We start from the raw sequence: 16,118 nt of genomic DNA, 5'->3' as shown, positions 1-16,118 counted from the left end.
AATACCAAGTCTGATTAGAGAGCGGCGGCGGCTGGCTGCCTACTACAAGAACTGCTAGGTGTCGGGCCCCGCTATCCGTGCTAGGGCCGATGTGGCGAAGCGGGATCAGCGACTGGGGGTGCGCAGGGTCACGAACTCTTCCGCAGCAGTTGGGTGTACGCCGATGGTCTCGTCGAAAAGCTGCTTGGTGGCGCCGGCCTTGAGCGCGATGGCCAGGCCCTGGACGATTTCACCGGCGTCGGGGCCGACCATGTGGCAGCCCAGGACCTTGTCGGTCTGGCTGTCGACCACCAGTTTCATCAGGGTGCGTTCCTGGCTCTCGGTGAGGGTGAGCTTGAGGGCACGGAAGTCGCTCTCGAATATCTGCACCTGATGGCCCTGCTCGCGCGCCTGCTCTTCGGTCAGGCCGACCGTACCGATCGGTGGCTGGCTGAATACCGCCGTGGGAATGTGCTGATAATCCACAGGGCGATACTGTTCAGGCTTGAACAACTTGCGTGCCACAGCCATGCCTTCGGCCAGGGCCACCGGCGTCAGCTGCACGCGGCCGATCACATCACCGAGGGCGAGGATCGATGGCTCAGTAGTCTGGAACAACGCGTCGACTTTGATGAAACCTTGGTCGTTGAGCTGCACAGCGGTGTTTTCCAACCCCAGGTTGTCGAGCATCGGCCGGCGTCCGGTGGCATAGAACACGCAATCGGTCTCCAGCTCGCGGCCATCCTTAAGGGTGGCCTTGAGGCTGCCGTCAGCCAGTTTGTCGATGCGTGCGATATCGGCGTTGAACTGCAGATCGACGCCGGCGCGGATCATCTCGTCGCGCAAGTGGGTGCGCACCGTGCCATCGAAACCACGCAGGAACAGCTCGCGCCGATACAGCTGGGTGGTCTGCGCGCCCAGGCCGTTGAAAATGCCGGCGAATTCGACGGCGATATAGCCGCCACCGACCACGATGACGCGCTTAGGCAATTGTTCGAGGAAAAAAGCCTCGTTGGAGCTGATGGCGTACTCGCGGCCAGGGATCTCGGGGATCACTGGCCAGCCGCCGGTGGCGATCAGGATGCGCTCGGCGCTGTAACGCTGACCGTTGACCTCGACGGTGTGCGGGTCCAGCAGATGGCCGTGGCCTTCGAGCAAGGTCACACCGCTGTTGACCAGCAACTTGCGGTAGATACCGTTGAGGCGCTCGATCTCGCGGTTCTTGTTGGCGATCAGGGTCGGCCAGTCGAACGTGCTTTCGCCGACGGTCCAACCGTAGCCCTTGGCCTGCTCGAAGTCCTCGGCGAAATGCGAGCCGTACACCAGCAGTTTTTTCGGCACGCAGCCGACGTTGACGCACGTGCCGCCCAGATAGCGGCTCTCGACCACGGCGACCTTGGCGCCGAAGCCTGCCGCGAAACGCGCAGCGCGCACACCGCCGGAGCCGGCACCGATGACAAACAGGTCGAAGTCGTAGGCCATTGCTGTGTTCCTTCTGGTATTCGAGGGGCGCAGTCTAGCAGCGCCCGGCAGACAAATAAAAACGCCGCCGATGGCGACATCGGCGGCGTTGGTTCGACAACCTGCAGGCGCTTACAGCGCTTTGCCAGTCTTGTAGAAGTTCTCGAAGCAGAAGTTGGTCGCTTCGATGTAGCCTTCGGCGCCACCGCAGTCGAAACGCTTGCCCTTGAATTTGTAGGCCAATACGCAACCGTCCTGGGCCTGCTTCATCAAGGCGTCGGTGATCTGGATTTCACCACCCTTGCCTGGTTCGGTGTTGCGGATGATGTCGAAGATGTCCGGGGTCAGGATGTAGCGACCGATGATGGCCAGGTTCGACGGTGCATCTTCAGGCTTGGGCTTCTCGACCATGTTGGTCACCCGGTAGATGTCCTCGCGGATCATGTCGCCGGCAATGACGCCGTACTTGTTGGTTTCCTGCGGATCCACTTCCTGGATGGCGACGATGGAGCAACGGAACTGGTTGTACAGCTTGACCATCTGCGCCAGTACGCCATCGCCGTCGAGGTTGACGCACAGGTCATCCGCCAGCACCACGGCGAACGGCTCGTCACCGATCAGCGGCTCACCACTGAGGATGGCGTGACCCAGGCCTTTCATTTCGATCTGACGGGTGTAGGAAAAGGTGCATTGCTCGATCAGGCGGCGGATGCCGACCAGGTATTTTTCCTTGTCGGTGCCTTTGATCTGGTTTTCGAGCTCGTACATGATGTCGAAGTGGTCTTCGATGGCACGCTTGCCACGGCCGGTCACGATCGAGATTTGGGTCAGACCGGCTTCCAGTGCTTCTTCAACGCCGTACTGGATCAGCGGCTTGTTGACCACCGGCAGCATTTCTTTGGGCATGGCTTTGGTCGCTGGCAAAAAGCGAGTGCCGTAACCGGCTGCGGGGAACAGGCATTTTTTGATCATTGGGAGTCCTTAACAGGGCGTTGCGGCTGAATTCGGCGCAGTCTAATCAGGCCAGGGTGCGAATGACAATGCCTTGGCCCGGGGTGTCTGCAGGTTAAATAGAAAAATCTGTACGGGGATAGTTCCACGGCGATGAAAAAATCCTGCCGCATGACGGCGAACCGATCATTTTTATATACCCCACAACGCGCAATGTATAGCATTAAGCCATACACTGCGGGGGCAAACAGTCTTCGTTGTGAGCGTCAGACACTTCCCCTCTATCCATCGATGACTTCCCATGCGCAACCACTTCGCACTCATTGCAGTCCTGGCCCTGGCCGGATGTGCGACCGCTTCGCCAACCTACCTCAAAGACGGCCGCCAAGGACTGAGCATCAACTGCTCCGGCGAGGCCATGAAATGGCAGCAGTGCTACGACAAGGCAGCGGCCTCCTGCGCCAGTGGCCAGTACACCATCCTGGACCGCAACGGCGTACCGGTAGCGGCCGATGATCAGAGCATCACCGCCGATCTGGGTAATTACAAGAACCGCAATATGGTGATTACCTGCAAGTGATGGGTAATGTCTGACGGCCCTTTCGCGCGCAAGGCTTGCCCGCGAAAAGGCCACATCAGACAACCCCCATCACCCGGAAATACACTGATCTGCCGCTTTGCGCACATCGCCGAAGCGCAGCGGGAAGTTGTTCAGGTGCTCGTGCACCTTGATCGAACTGCCGCTGGAGCGATCCTCGATAAGGATCACCGCAGCCGGGCCGTCGGACATTTTCTGCGGTACGATCAAACGCAGGCCATTGTGAATGGGCTCAAGCTTCGACGGCTTGCGTGACCCTTGCAACTTGTTCATGACGCATTCCGCGTATTCCTGGGGCTTCTTCCCGGAAATCACACTCATGGTTTCTGGCGACTGTTCAATTTCGCCAACCGACGTACAGCCACCCAGCAATACCAACGCCGCCATGCCCCACCAGACCCGCTTCATATACTTCTCCACGCAAAAAAAAATCTTGAGACCGCACCAGTGATGTTTTGCTCCCCTGGCTGGCAGGTTTTTCGACTGCGAGCGCCAGAGCCAGTGCCATCATGGTATTGTTACACTTTTGCCCGCTATACCGCTTCGGAGCTTTCCATGAAATTCGTCCACCAGCGCGAACACCTCAACGAAGACGACCTCGTCGTGATCGTGTGCTCCCAGCGCTGCAATATCCGTTTGATGAGCGACGCCAATTTTCGCAGTTTCAAGAATGGCGGCCGGCACAGCTATCACGGCGGCGCCTTCGATACCTTCCCCGCGCGCATTACCGCACCCAGCACCGGGTTCTGGAACATCACCATCGATACCGCCGGCACCAAACCGACCGCAGCCGTGCGCAAGCCTGCGTTCACTCATACGATCAAGATTGTGCGCCGGTCGGCGTCAAAATTCAGTTAAGCGCCAGGCGCTAATAGGGACTGCCACCGTGACCAAATACGTGATCCGCTACCTGCTCAACGGCGAACGCCGCTGGGACTTCGCCCATTTGAACACTGGCTCGCTAGAAGAAGCCACTGCCGCCTTGAGGGGCATCCACGGTGACGACATCAGCCAGGTGTCTGACATCAGGGTCAGCAAGGCGTTGTGACACAGCAACTGCGCCACGGGGCTGGCGCTTCGCTATATATTGATTTATATAACGACACGATAACAACCAACAGCCCCGGAGCACTCGATGATCCCTCGCCTTGCCCTCTTCACCCTCAGCGCCTTGTGCCTGTCGATGGCCCACGCCGATGAAGTCCAGGTAGCCGTCGCTGCCAACTTCACCGCGCCGATTCAGGCCATCGCTGCCGACTTCGAGAAAGACACCGGGCACACGCTGGTCGCCTCCTACGGCGCCACCGGCCAGTTTTATACCCAGATCAAGAACGGCGCGCCCTTCGAGGTGTTCCTGGCCGCAGACGACAGCACGCCGGCCAAGCTGGAGAAAGAAGGCGATACCGTTGTCGGCTCGCGTTTCACCTATGCGGTAGGCACGCTCGCCCTGTGGTCGGCCAAGGAAGGCTATGTCGATGATCGGGGCGCGGTGCTCGCGGCCAATCAATACCAGCACCTGTCGATCGCCAATCCCAAGGCCGCGCCCTATGGCCTGGCTGCAACGCAAGTGCTCGACAAACTCAAGCTGACCGAGGCCACCAAAGCCAAGATCGTCGAGGGCCAGAACATCTCCCAGGCCTATCAGTTCGTCTCCACCGGCAACGCCGAGCTGGGTTTCGTTGCCTTGTCGCAGATCTACAAAGACGGCAAGGTTACCAGCGGCTCGGCCTGGATCGTGCCGAACGACCTCTACTCGCCGATCAACCAGGACGCCGTGGTGCTCAGCAAAGGCAAGGACAGCGCCGCTGCCAAGGCGTTGATGGACTACCTCAAAGGGCCTAAAGCGGCGGCGATCATCAAGTCATACGGCTACGCCCTCTGATGCCATTCAGCGCCAGCGATCTCAGCGCCATCTGGCTGACCCTGCAACTGGCGACTCTGACCACGGTGATCCTGCTCCTGGTCGGCACGCCCATCGCCTGGTGGCTGACCCACACACGCTCGCGCCTGCGCGGGCCAGTCGGGGCGATCGTGGCCTTGCCACTGGTGCTGCCGCCGACGGTGATCGGTTTTTACCTGCTGTTGCTGCTGGGGCCGCATGGGCTGATCGGCAAGACCACGCAGGCCCTGGGGCTGGGTACCGTGGTGTTCAGCTTTGCAGGGCTGGTGATCGGTTCGGTGCTTTACTCCATGCCTTTTGTGGTACAGCCGCTGCAGAACGCCTTTACCGCCATCGGCAAACGCCCGCTGGAGGTGGCCGCTACCTTGCGCGCGTCTAAGCTCGACTGTTTCTTCAGCGTGGTCATCCCCCTGGCACGGCCGGGTTTCATCACCGCCAGCATCCTCGGTTTCGCCCATACCGTCGGCGAATTCGGCGTGGTGCTGATGATCGGCGGCAATATTCCCAACCGCACCCGCGTGGTGTCGGTACAGATCTTCGACCATGTCGAGGCCCTCGAATATGCCCAGGCGCATTGGCTGGCCGGGGCGATGGTGGTGTTTTCGTTTTTCGTCCTGTTGGCGCTGTATTCCAGCCGCGGCCACAAGACCGCCTGGAACTGAGCCATGACCACAGCGCCACCGATCATTGCACGCCTGCGTCTGAACAAGCCGGGGTTCACGCTGGACGTCGACCTGCGACTGCCTGGCACTGGCGTCAGCGCCCTGTTCGGCCCCTCGGGCTCGGGCAAGACCACTTGCCTGCGCTGCCTGGCGGGCCTGGAACGGGCCGATGAGGCTTATATAGAAGTGGCCGGCGAGGTCTGGCAGGACAGCGCCCGCGGGATCTTTCTCGCGCCCCATCGCCGCGCCCTGGGGTACGTGTTCCAGGAAGCGAGCCTGTTCGAGCATTTGTCGGTGCGCGACAATCTGCTGTATGGCTGGCGCCGCGTCGCCGCCGCGCAACGCCGGGTGCAGATGGATCACGCGTGCGCGTTGCTGGGCATCGATGGCCTGCTGCAACGGCGCCCTGACGAGCTGTCCGGCGGTGAACGCCAACGCGTCGGTATTGCCCGTGCTCTGCTGACCAGTCCCGGCCTGCTGCTGATGGACGAGCCCCTCGCCGCCCTCGACAGCGCGCGCAAGAACGACATCCTGCCGTATCTGGAGCGCTTGCATCAGGAACTGGCAATCCCGGTGGTCTACGTCAGCCACGCCCAGGACGAGGTCGCGCGCCTGGCCGACCATCTGGTCTTGCTCGACAGCGGCCGCGTGCAGGCCAGCGGGCCGATCACCCCGATCCTGGCGCGGCTGGACTTGCCCTTGGCGCAACAACAGGACGCCAGCGTGGTGATCGACGGTCGAGTGATCGGCGTCGACGCACACTATCAACTGCTCGACCTCGCGCTGCCCGACAGCCCGTTGCAGTTGCGTATCGCCCATGCGCCCTTGGCAGTCGACAGCCGCCTGCGCGTGGCGATCCAGGCCCGGGACGTGAGTCTCAGTCTGCAGGACGAACACCAGAGCAGCATCCTCAACCGCCTGCCGGTTACCGTCAAAGCCCTGGTCAGCGCCGCCAACACCGCCCATGTGCTGGTGAGCCTGGACGCCGATGGCACCCCGCTGCTGGCACGTATCACGCGCTATTCAGCGGAACAACTGGGTATCGCTCCGGGCCTGCAGGTGTGGGCGCAGATCAAGTCGGTGGCGGTGCTTGCCTAGCCTGAAGCGGTTGACATCGATGTCCCCAGGCCAAAAGCCTAGGCCGATTCGGTGGTCTGCTCCAGCGCCTGTGACAATTCGAACATCGCCTCACGCAGTGTCGCCAGGGCATCTGCCAACGCCAGCGGATCATCATTCGCCAGCGCCTCACACCAGGCGCAGGCCTGCAGCACGTGATCGGCACGGATCATCCGTGCACTGCCTTTGATCCGATGCACCAGATCCGCCAGTTGCTGCAGGTCGCCTGCCGCCGTCAAGGTATCCAGGCGCTGCAGATCCTGTCGATGACAGGCCACCAGGGTTTCGAGCAACTGCGTGAAGTTTTCTGCGGAGCCTGCGGTCAGGCGGCGCAGTTCGCTCAAGTCAATCACCTGCGTCGGCTCGTTCAGGTGTCGACAGGCGCCCACCTCGCGCAGGCAATCGGCCAGATGCGCCAGGCTCAAAGGCTTGAACAGACAGTCGTCCATGCCCGCATCCAGGCAGCGTTGACGCTCCTCGGGCTGCGCATTGGCCGTGCAACCGACGACCAGGCACGCCAGCAACCCGCGCTGACGCTCACTGTCACGGATCTTCCGCGCGAGCACATAGCCATTGCCCTCCGGCATGTTGCAGTCGGTGATTACCGCGTCGAACGTATCGTTGCGCCACAGTTCGAAGCCAGCGGCGCCGTCCTCGGCCACCCTCACCGTATGCCCCAGATAACTCAGTTGCTGATCGAGCAACAGACGATTGGGCGGGTAATCGTCCACCACCAGCACCCGTAACGCTCGGCCGCCCTTGACCGGTAACGGTGTTATCGGATGACTGATGGGGACGGGCTCCACCGCTGCCCGCAACGCCTGCAAGGTGACCCACACCTGTGTGCCCTGCCCCGGCTCGCTGTGCAGGCGCAACGAGCCGCCCATCAATTCGCACAGCGCCCGGCTGATGCTCAGCCCCAAGCCGGTGCCAATGCGGCTGCCGATCACCTGATTGCTCGCCTGCACGAAGGGTTCGCACAGGTATTGTTGTTCGTGCTCGGCGATGCCCACACCGCTGTCTTCGACGCACAGCACGATGCGCACCTCGCGCCCCAGCGGCTGTACCTCGAGCCTGACCCGCACGTACCCGGCCTCGGTGAACTTGATCGCATTGCCCACCAGATTGGCCACCACCTGGCGCAGGCGCACCGGGTCCAGGATCAGCTCTTGATGGGTGTCGCCCAGCAACTGCAGCTCCAACGCCAGCCCCTTGTGCCGGGCCTGGGCGTCGAACACCCGCAGTACCGATTCGATCCAGGGCCGCAATGCCACCGCCCGCGTTTCCAACTGCAGATGGCCGCCTTCGATGCGGGTGATGTCGAGGATATCGCCGATCAGGTCCAGCAACCCTTGGGCCGCCTCGGCCGCCACTTCGATGGCGAGGCGATCCAGACGGCCCTCATCGGCCTTTTTCAGCGCCAGCTCGAGCATGCCCAGCACGGCGTTCATCGGCGTACGGATTTCATGGCTCATGGTCGCCAGGAAGTGCGTCTTGGCCTGGTTGGCCGCTTCGGCTTCCTGGGTTGCCTGCTGATGAGCGAGGCACAGGCGTTCGCGCTCGGTGACGTCGATCCAGCCGGCAATCAACCCGACCGTCTGGCCACCCGATGCCTTGTACGGCAGGATCCAGTGATAGATGGTCATTTCCGCGCCGCTGGCGAGGGTCAACTTGCGGTCTTCGACAATCGGCTTGCCCTGGGCCATGACCCGCAGATAGGAGTCCTGATAGAACTGCGCTGCCTGCGGCTCGACCACTTTGGTCATGGTGATCGGTTGGCCGATCAACTCCTCTCGACTTGCCCCCAAAGCCTTGAGGTAACTGGCATTGCAGTTGAGCAGCAAGCCTTGGCGATCGCGCACGTAGATCGGGTGGGGCGTGCCGTCGATCATCACCCGCATGAACTCAAGCTGATCGGTCAGGGCCTGCTCCGCGCGTTCGCGGCGGCGGATCTGGCGGCGCAACCAGGTGATCCATATCAGCGCCAACAGCAATAGCGCACCGCCCACCCACAGCACCCGGAAGACCCGCTCCCGGTGCCGGCTCCAGTAGCTGTCGGCAACGATGACTTGCGGATGGCTACGGTGGGTCAGCGCCTCCAGCTCCTGGGGCTCGATGCTCAACAAGGCCTTGTCGATGATCGACAACAGCTCGCTTTGCCCGCGCGCTGTGGCGAAGGCGAAATTGGCCGGGCTGACCGGCAGCGAGGCACTGATGCGTAATTCACCGCCGTAGCGCGCGGCCAGTTGATAGCGGGCGCTGAGCAGCGACACCACGGCCGCGCTGGCCTTGCCCTGAGCCACCAGCGCCAGGGCATCGGCCACGGTGGCGGCGTGCACCAATGGCACATGGGGGTAACGCTCGGCCAGTTCGTCGAGTAGAAAAGTGCCCTGCACCACCGCCACCGGCTTGCCAGCCAATTGCTCCAGACTGGTGGGTGCCAGGCCGTCGTCCGGTGTCACCAGCACCATGCCGCTGTTCAAGTAAGGTCGACTGAAGGCCAGTTGTTCCTCGCGGATGGGGCTCGGCGCCAAAGCCGCCAGCAAATGGGCTTCCCCGCGCACGATGCTGCGGCTCATCTGCGCCAACGATGTGGAAGACTGCACGTCGAACACCAGCCCGGTCCGCTGGCCGACGGCATCCAGCACCTGGGCACTGATACCGCGAAAGCGCCCTTGCTCGTCGCGATAACTGATGGGCAGCAGTCCTTCGTCGATCAAAACCTTGACCTGCGGGTGGCGCTGCATCCAACGCTGCTCGGAGGCGCTCAGCTGCACTTCCGCGCGGCGCGGGATCACCACGCCTTCGACGCTCCAGCGCCGCAGGATCGCGCGGCGCTCCAGCGGGTCGATCACTTGCAGCGCGCGGTTGACCAGCGCCAGCAGACGGCTGTTGCCTGGCGCCATGGCGAAGCTGAAGTGGCTTTCGCGCAACGCCGGGACCTGAGTCAGCTGCAGGTTGTTCAGCAGGCTGCGGCCGAGCTGGAAGTGCGCCCCCAGAGCATTGCCCAGATACAGGTCGGCTTGCCCGAAGGCCACCGCGCCCATGGCCGCCAGGGACGATTCATAGATCAGCACCTCGGCATCGGGATACAGCATGCGCACCACATCGTCGGGCAAGTAGTGCTGGACGATCGCCAAGCGCTGCCGGGTAGACTGCACGATCTGTGCTTCGGGTGGGTCGATCCGGCGTACCAGTACCGTCTGGTCGAGACCATACGCCTGAGACAAGCTCAGGTTGGCGTTCGCCACTTCGACGCTGTTGGAGGTCCCCAGCAGGTCGATCTCGCCGCGCTCCAACGCCCGCAGGGCGGCATCGCGGTTGCGATAGCGCGACACCGTGACCTGCAGGTTGAGCAATTCGGCGATCAGCCGCGCGTAGTCGGCAGTGATGCCTTCGTAGTCGCGACCGCTGCCAGTCATGTCGAACGGCGGATAATCGGGCTGGCTGACGCCCAGGCGCAAGGTGTGGCGCTCCCACAGCCAGCGACGATCTTCAGCGCTGAGGTCCATCTCGACCATGGCCCGGGCATTCAGTATCGAGCGCCCGAGCAATTGCAGGGTTTCAGGTACGGGGGGCAACGTTTGAGGTGACACCGGGCTCTGCGCCTGAACCTCGGCATGGATGAAACAGCAGCCAAGCACAGCATGGGCCAGGAGTCTGGAAAGACGCACATTCATGGCTTATATCAACTCGTGGCGTTTGGCGAGATCGGCCAGGTCCACCAGCGTGCGCACCTTGAGCTTGTACATGATGCGCAACTTGTAGGTGCTGACGGTCTTGTGGCTGAGCATCATGTGCTCGGCCACTTCACTGTTGCGAAAGCCGCGAGACAGCTGCTGCAGCACGATCATCTCGCGATCGCTCAGGCCGGCGATGGCCTCGGCTTCGCTGGCGCTGCGGTCACCGCGGTAGACGGATGCCTCTTCGACGTCCGGAAAATAGGTGTAGCCGCTCATGATGGCGCCAATGGCCTTGGACAACTCGTACAAGCGGTCGCTCTTGCACACATAACCCTTGGCACCGGCCTTCATGCACCGCGCCGAAAAATACTCGGCGGGCTGCGAGGTCAGCACCAGAATACGCGCCGGAATGCGTTGTTCGCGGATACGCTGGATCACTTCCATGCCGTCCAGGCCCGGCATGCTGATGTCGAGGATGATCAGGTCGGGGATGTAGTGCTTGGCCATCTGCAGTGCCTGCGCGCCGTCGCTGGCCTCGACGATGGTGTCGAAGCGTTCCTGCTTGAGCAACACCTTCACGCTGGCGCGAATGAACGGGTGATCGTCCACGATCAATGCCTTGTACATGGGGCCCTCCCAGGGCTTTGGTGTTCGGCAGCCGCCTCCAGGCAGCGGCTCGGCGCACAGTATTGGCGAGGATTTCGGCAGGGTCTGTAGGACCTTTCTGAAGTTACCTGCGATTAATCCTACAAACCCCTCGCAGGCCCGTGGTTGCGGGGTCCGCGCCACAAAAAATCTGCATGTGCGTGCATTTGAGGGGGCTGTCAGCGCTGCTAGGGCGCCGCGCAAAAGCCATTTCGATCGCACCCCGCAAGATGGCCGCGGTCAACAGCTCAAGCATTGCGCCACCAAGGTCCCCTCTATGCCCGACTCATCGAATCTGCCCCGCCTGCCCGCCGACCTCCATTACGTCGACGATTCGCAACCAGGCCTGCGCCGCAAGGTACTGCGCGGCCATTTCGCCTATTTCACCAGCGCCGGCGAGCGCATCCGCGACAAAGCCGAAATCGAGCGCATCAACAAGCTGGTAATCCCGCCGGCCTATACCGATGTGTGGATCTGCGCCGATCCCAACGGCCACTTGCAGGCCACTGGCCGCGACGCGCGGGGCCGCAAGCAATACCGCTACCACCCGCGCTGGCGCGAACTGCGCGACGAGGGCAAATACGCGCGCATGCTGGCTTTCGGCAAGCAGCTGCCACGGGTACGCAAACAACTGGACGAGCACTTGAGCACGCCAGGGCTCAACCACGACAAGGTCATGGCCACGGTCATCTCGCTGCTCGATGCGACGTTGATCCGCGTGGGTAATACCCAGTACGCGCGGGATAACCGCTCTTACGGGCTGACCACGCTGCGCAATCGCCACGTCGAAGTGCACGGTAGCCAGATCGCTTTCGAGTTTCGCGGCAAGAGCGGCGTCGAGCATCAGGTCAGCATCAAGGACCGACGCTTGGCGGGGATCGTCAAACGTTGCATGGAGTTACCGGGCCAGGCGCTGTTCCAGTATCTGGACGACGACGGCCAGCGCCACGGGGTCAGCTCGTCGGACGTCAACGCCTACCTGCACCGCCTCACGGGTGCCGACTTCACTGCAAAGGATTACCGCACCTGGGCCGGCACGGCGATGGCCTTGGAGATGCTGCGCGAACTGCACTGGCAGCCCGAGCCACAAGCCAAACAGCACATTGTCGAAATGGTCAAAGAGGTGGCCCGCCATCTGGGCAATACCCCGGCGGTGTGTCGGCGTTGTTATATCCACCCGGCGGTGCTCGAGCATTTCGCCTTGGGCGAACTGGCCAAGCTGCCCAAGCCGCGGCAACGCAAGGGCCTGCGCATGGAAGAAGTGGCCTTGGCGAGTTTTCTGGAAAAACTCGTGCAGATCGCCTGAGTCGTTGCGACAGGTCATGGCATCTAGCGGGCGCCTGTAATAGGCTTTGTCCTTATATCTTTACCTTGATCGAGCGAATTCCGTCATGTCTGACCAGCCTGCTTCCCCTCCCTTCGGCGTCGATGCCGGCCAGATCAAGATCAACAAACTCTTCGCCACCCCGGTCGCCAGCCTGCAGCACCCCGAGTTTCAACGCCTCAATGCCGAGTTGCGCGAGACCATCCTGGCTCGGGAGGCCGCGCAACCGAGCACCGACCACAGCAACGAGGGCGGCTGGCAGTCCACCGATGACTTCGGTGAATGGTCCGGTGCGGCTGGGGCAGAGTTGCTGGCGTTCGCCCAAGAACTGGCCAATCAGCTGTCAGCGGTCAACTCGCCGGAACATGGTCTGATCGAAGCCAAGTTGACCTGGACCTGCGCAGCCTGGGCCAATGTCAATCGCTCCGGCCATGGCAATGGCGTGCATGGCCACCCGGGCGCGTATTGGTCGGCGGTGTATTGGGTCGACGATGGCGGGCGCGGTGAAGATGCCGCACTGGGCGGCGAACTGGAATTCGTCGACCCACGCGGGGTGATGCCGACCATGCTCTACCCAGCCTTGCGGATGCGCATCGAAGGCTGTCTGACGGCGGGGTTCATGAGCAAAATGGCGCCTGCTGCGGGGACGCTGGTGATGTTTCCGTCATGGCTGCTGCATTCGGTCAAGCCCCATCGCGGGGATCGGGCGCGGATTTCGATTGCGTTCAATTTCGGGTTGTAAGATCGGTTACTTGCGCTCGCTGTAATGGCCTCTTCGCCGCCGAAGAGGCCCTATCAGGCATTGTAAAAACTCACCGTTTCTTTGGATCCGGCGGCGTACCCGGCCGTTCGGCCTCGCCCTTTTCGTTCATCCGCTTGTTTTTTTCCCCGACCTTGCCGGCATTTGCCGGTTCGTTTTGCAGATCTTCGCGTTTCGACTTGGATTCATTATTGGGCTGCGTCATCAGGCGTTCCTCGATAAGGACATACTCTAGTTCAGGCACCCGAATCCTGAAAAAGGTGCCATGTAATTTTCCTGAACCGATACACCCAACCGCCAGTCAGCTAAAGGAGACCCCTTCACATCCTTGCAGACAAGGCCCTCCATCATGCATATATCCCTTGAAAAACACGTTGCCCTGGTCACCGGTGCCAGTTCCGGCCTCGGCGCAGGCGCCGCCAAGGCGCTGGCTGACGCAGGTGCTGCCGTGGTGATCAACTACAACAGTCACGCCGAGCCGGCGGAGGAGCTGGCCCAGCGCATCCGCGAAAATGGTGGACGCGCCATTGCCATCGGTGCCGACGTGTCCAAGGAAGAGGACGTCGATCGCCTGTTTGCCGAGACCCTCGATGCCTTTGGCGCCCTCGACATTCTGGTGGCCAACTCCGGCCTGCAGCGCGACGCCGCCACGGTAGACATGACCCTGGCCGACTGGAACAAGGTAATCGAGGTCAATCTGACCGGGCAGTTCCTGTGCGCGCGCGCCGCACTGCGCCAGTTCGCCCGCCAGGGGCCACGCCTTGAAGTCTCCCGAGCGGCCGGCAATATCATTCACATGAGTTCGGTGCACCAGCTGATTCCGTGGGCCGGGCATGCCAACTACGCGGCGTCCAAGGGCGCCATCGATCTGTTGATGCGCAGCATCGCCCAAGAAGTCGGGCAGCAGCATATCCGCGTCAATGCCATCGCGCCGGGAGCGATCCGTACCGCCATCAATGCCGATGTCATGAAGGGCGACACGGAGAAAAAGGTTCTGGAACTGATCCCCTATGGGCGCATCGGCGAGGTCGAGGACGTTGCCAATGCCGTGGTCTGGCTGGCCAGCGATCTGTCCGATTATCTGCACGGCACCACGCTGTTCATCGATGGCGGCATGAGCCTCTATCCAGGGTTTCGTGACAATGGCTGAGTCTACCGCGCGTCACCTCGACCCCCTCGCCTCGCAACGCCCGATCGAAGCCCATGGCCTGATCGGCAACATGCGCAGCGCCGCACTGGTAGCCGACACCGGTTGCATCGATTTCTGCTGCTGGCCAGACTTCGACAGCCCTTCGCTGTTTGCTGCCCTGCTGGACACCCCCGATGCTGGCGTCTTTGAGCTGGCCCCGGACCTCCCGGATGCGCGTCGGCTGCAGATCTATCTGCCCGATAGCAACATTCTGCAAACCCGTTGGATCAGCGAACAGGCGGTGGTGGAAGTCACCGACTTCATGCCTATCCCGGAGAACGTCGACGACACCCCGCGCCTGGTAAGGCGCGTCAAGGTCGTCAGCGGCCAAGCGACCTTCGCGATGCGCTGCCGGGTGCGCCACGACTACAGCCGCGCCGACACCCGCGCCGAATCGGACAGCGTCGGTGAAAAGCCCGGCGTAAGCTTTCATGCCGACGGCCAGCCCAGCCTGCGGTTGTGCTCCGACCAGGCGCTGGATGTGGACGACAACGCTGCCGTGGCCCGCTTCGAGCTGAGCCATCAGCAAACTGCCGAGTTCATCCTCGGCAGTACCGATGACCCATTGGTGTACGCCGACAGCAGTGACCACTGCCTGCGCGCCACGATCGACTATTGGCGCGAGTGGCTCGGCCACGCCCATTATCGCGGGCGCTGGCGCGAAATGGTGATGCGCTCGGCGCTCACCCTCAAGCTGCTGACCTCGCGCAAGCACGGGGGCATCATCGCTGCCGCGACCTTCGGCCTGCCAGAACAACGCGGTGGTTCGCGCAACTGGGATTACCGCTACACCTGGATCCGTGATGCATCGTTCACCGTGTACGCTTTCATGCGTCTGGGCTTCAACCAGGAAGCCAACGATTACATGCGCTGGGTCCATGACCGCGTGGGTGCCAGTTGTGAGGAACAGGCCAAATTGCACATTCTCTATGGCCTGGACGGCCGTGAAGAACTGCCCGAAGCCAACCTCGACCACCTCAGTGGCCATGGCGGTGCGCAACCGGTGCGTGTCGGCAACGAAGCCTACAAGCAGAAGCAACTGGATATCTACGGCGAGCTGCTGGACGCGGTCTACCTTGCCAACAAGTACGGGGAAGCGATTTCCCACGAGGGCTGGCAACACGTCACGCAACTGGTCGATCAAGTCTGTCAGAGCTGGCGCGAGAAGGATGTAGGTATCTGGGAAATGCGCGGCGAACCGCAGCATTTCCTGCACTCGCGGCTGATGTGCTGGGTCGCGCTGGACCGAGCCTTGCGCCTGTCCTTCAAACGCTCGCTGCCCGCCCCCTTCGCGCGCTGGGACAAGGAGCGCCAGGCCATACACGATGACATCTGGAGCAACTTCTGGGACGCGGAACGCGGCCACTTCGTCCAGTACAAGGGCAGTGATCGGCTCGACGGCTCGATGCTGTTGATGCCATTGGTGCGCTTCGTCGGCGCCAGCGACCCGCGCTGGCTGAGCACGCTGGATGCCATCGAGCGCACGTTGGTGCGTGATGGCATGGTCTACCGCTATCGCACCGACGAGCAGAATGGCGACGGGCTGGACGGCAGCGAAGGCGCCTTCACGGCGTGCTCGTTCTGGTACGTGGAATGCCTGGCCAGAGCTGGTCGGGTCGAGCAGGCGCACTTGGAGTTCGAGCAACTATTGCGCTACGCCAGCCCGTTGGGGCTATACGCCGAAGAGTTCGACATGCACGGCCGTCACTTGGGCAATACGCCCCAGGCGCTCAGCCACTTGGCGTTGATCAGCGCGGCGAGTTTTCTGAACCGCAAGTTGAGTGGTGAACGAACCCTTTGGCAGCCATAAATGTGCGTAATTATTGCAAGATGAACAAAAGGTTGCAGGA

At 62.0% G+C, this 16,118-nt stretch carries 16 protein-coding genes; 10 read left to right on the top strand and 6 right to left on the bottom strand.

The annotated features are described in order from the left end of the window. Positions 1–105: 105 nt before the first annotated feature. Both gorA and galU read right to left on the bottom strand, forming a co-directional pair. Complete coding sequence (gorA, locus tag REH34_RS29015; RefSeq protein ID WP_226502511.1) at positions 106–1,461, bottom strand: glutathione-disulfide reductase; 1,356 nt, start codon at positions 1,459–1,461, stop codon at positions 106–108. Positions 1,462–1,572: 111 nt separating this feature from the next. Further along, positions 1,573–2,412 (bottom strand): UTP--glucose-1-phosphate uridylyltransferase GalU, encoded by an 840-nt coding sequence (gene galU / locus REH34_RS29010; RefSeq protein ID WP_226502510.1) that lies wholly within the window; start codon positions 2,410–2,412, stop codon positions 1,573–1,575. 280 nt (positions 2,413–2,692) lie between these two features. Here galU and REH34_RS29005 point away from each other — a divergent pair, with 280 nt between their 5' ends. Further along, complete coding sequence (locus tag REH34_RS29005; RefSeq protein WP_226502509.1) at positions 2,693–2,971, top strand: hypothetical protein; 279 nt, start codon at positions 2,693–2,695, stop codon at positions 2,969–2,971. 69 nt (positions 2,972–3,040) lie between these two features. Here the strand turns inward: REH34_RS29005 and REH34_RS29000 are convergent, their stop codons facing one another. Continuing rightward, positions 3,041–3,397, bottom strand: coding sequence for a hypothetical protein (locus REH34_RS29000; protein WP_226502508.1), 357 nt, complete (start codon positions 3,395–3,397; stop codon positions 3,041–3,043). Between the two features lie 147 nt (positions 3,398–3,544). Between REH34_RS29000 and REH34_RS28995 the strand changes: the two genes are divergently transcribed. The 5 genes from REH34_RS28995 to modC all read left to right on the top strand — a co-directional run bounded on the left by REH34_RS28995 (position 3,545) and on the right by modC (position 6,649). Further along, positions 3,545–3,847 carry a DUF1883 domain-containing protein gene (locus REH34_RS28995; RefSeq protein ID WP_226502507.1) on the top strand — a complete coding sequence of 101 codons (303 nt, stop codon included), beginning with the start codon at positions 3,545–3,547 and terminating at the stop codon, positions 3,845–3,847. Positions 3,848–3,875: 28 nt separating this feature from the next. Further along, entirely contained in the window at positions 3,876–4,037 is a 162-nt protein-coding gene (locus tag REH34_RS28990) for a hypothetical protein (RefSeq protein WP_311970149.1), read from the top strand. 87 nt (positions 4,038–4,124) lie between these two features. Then, entirely contained in the window at positions 4,125–4,871 is a 747-nt protein-coding gene (gene modA, locus REH34_RS28985) for a molybdate ABC transporter substrate-binding protein (RefSeq protein WP_311970148.1), read from the top strand. After that, positions 4,871–5,551 carry a molybdate ABC transporter permease subunit gene (modB, locus tag REH34_RS28980; protein ID WP_311970147.1) on the top strand — a complete coding sequence of 227 codons (681 nt, stop codon included), beginning with the start codon at positions 4,871–4,873 and terminating at the stop codon, positions 5,549–5,551. Before modA ends, modB begins: the two co-directional genes overlap by 1 nt. A 3-nt stretch (positions 5,552–5,554) precedes the next feature. Further along, entirely contained in the window at positions 5,555–6,649 is a 1,095-nt protein-coding gene (gene modC, locus REH34_RS28975) for a molybdenum ABC transporter ATP-binding protein (protein ID WP_311970146.1), read from the top strand. Between the two features lie 38 nt (positions 6,650–6,687). Here the strand turns inward: modC and REH34_RS28970 are convergent, their stop codons facing one another. Then, on the bottom strand, positions 6,688–10,347 hold the full coding sequence (locus REH34_RS28970) for a transporter substrate-binding domain-containing protein (RefSeq protein ID WP_311970145.1): 3,660 nt from the start codon (positions 10,345–10,347) through the stop codon (positions 6,688–6,690). Positions 10,348–10,350: 3 nt separating this feature from the next. Then, complete coding sequence (locus tag REH34_RS28965) at positions 10,351–10,977, bottom strand: response regulator transcription factor (protein ID WP_226502501.1); 627 nt, start codon at positions 10,975–10,977, stop codon at positions 10,351–10,353. Positions 10,978–11,272: 295 nt separating this feature from the next. Between REH34_RS28965 and REH34_RS28960 the strand changes: the two genes are divergently transcribed. Continuing rightward, positions 11,273–12,301, top strand: coding sequence for a DNA topoisomerase IB (locus REH34_RS28960; RefSeq protein WP_226502500.1), 1,029 nt, complete (start codon positions 11,273–11,275; stop codon positions 12,299–12,301). Positions 12,302–12,386: 85 nt separating this feature from the next. Next, the gene (locus tag REH34_RS28955; protein WP_226502499.1) at positions 12,387–13,061 is read left to right on the top strand and encodes a TIGR02466 family protein; all 675 of its coding nucleotides are present in this window, start codon (positions 12,387–12,389) and stop codon (positions 13,059–13,061) included. Positions 13,062–13,131: 70 nt separating this feature from the next. Here REH34_RS28955 and REH34_RS28950 read toward each other — a convergent pair whose 3' ends face one another. Continuing rightward, entirely contained in the window at positions 13,132–13,284 is a 153-nt protein-coding gene (locus tag REH34_RS28950) for a hypothetical protein (protein ID WP_311970144.1), read from the bottom strand. 144 nt (positions 13,285–13,428) lie between these two features. Here REH34_RS28950 and REH34_RS28945 point away from each other — a divergent pair, with 144 nt between their 5' ends. Together REH34_RS28945 and REH34_RS28940 are read left to right on the top strand one after the other, a co-directional pair. After that, positions 13,429–14,229: a glucose 1-dehydrogenase gene (locus tag REH34_RS28945; protein WP_226502497.1), complete on the top strand. Its 801-nt coding sequence runs from the start codon at positions 13,429–13,431 to the stop codon at positions 14,227–14,229. Further along, positions 14,222–16,078: a glycoside hydrolase family 15 protein gene (locus REH34_RS28940; RefSeq protein WP_311970143.1), complete on the top strand. Its 1,857-nt coding sequence runs from the start codon at positions 14,222–14,224 to the stop codon at positions 16,076–16,078. The genes REH34_RS28945 and REH34_RS28940 overlap by 8 nt, the downstream gene beginning before the upstream one ends. The last annotated feature ends 40 nt before the right edge of the window (positions 16,079–16,118 follow it).

Origin of the sequence: Pseudomonas baltica, from assembly GCF_031880315.1 — a bacterium.
Classification (GTDB): domain Bacteria; phylum Pseudomonadota; class Gammaproteobacteria; order Pseudomonadales; family Pseudomonadaceae; genus Aquipseudomonas.
Note: the sequence above shows the minus strand (reverse complement) of the source record. Positions and strands in the feature narration are given on the sequence as shown.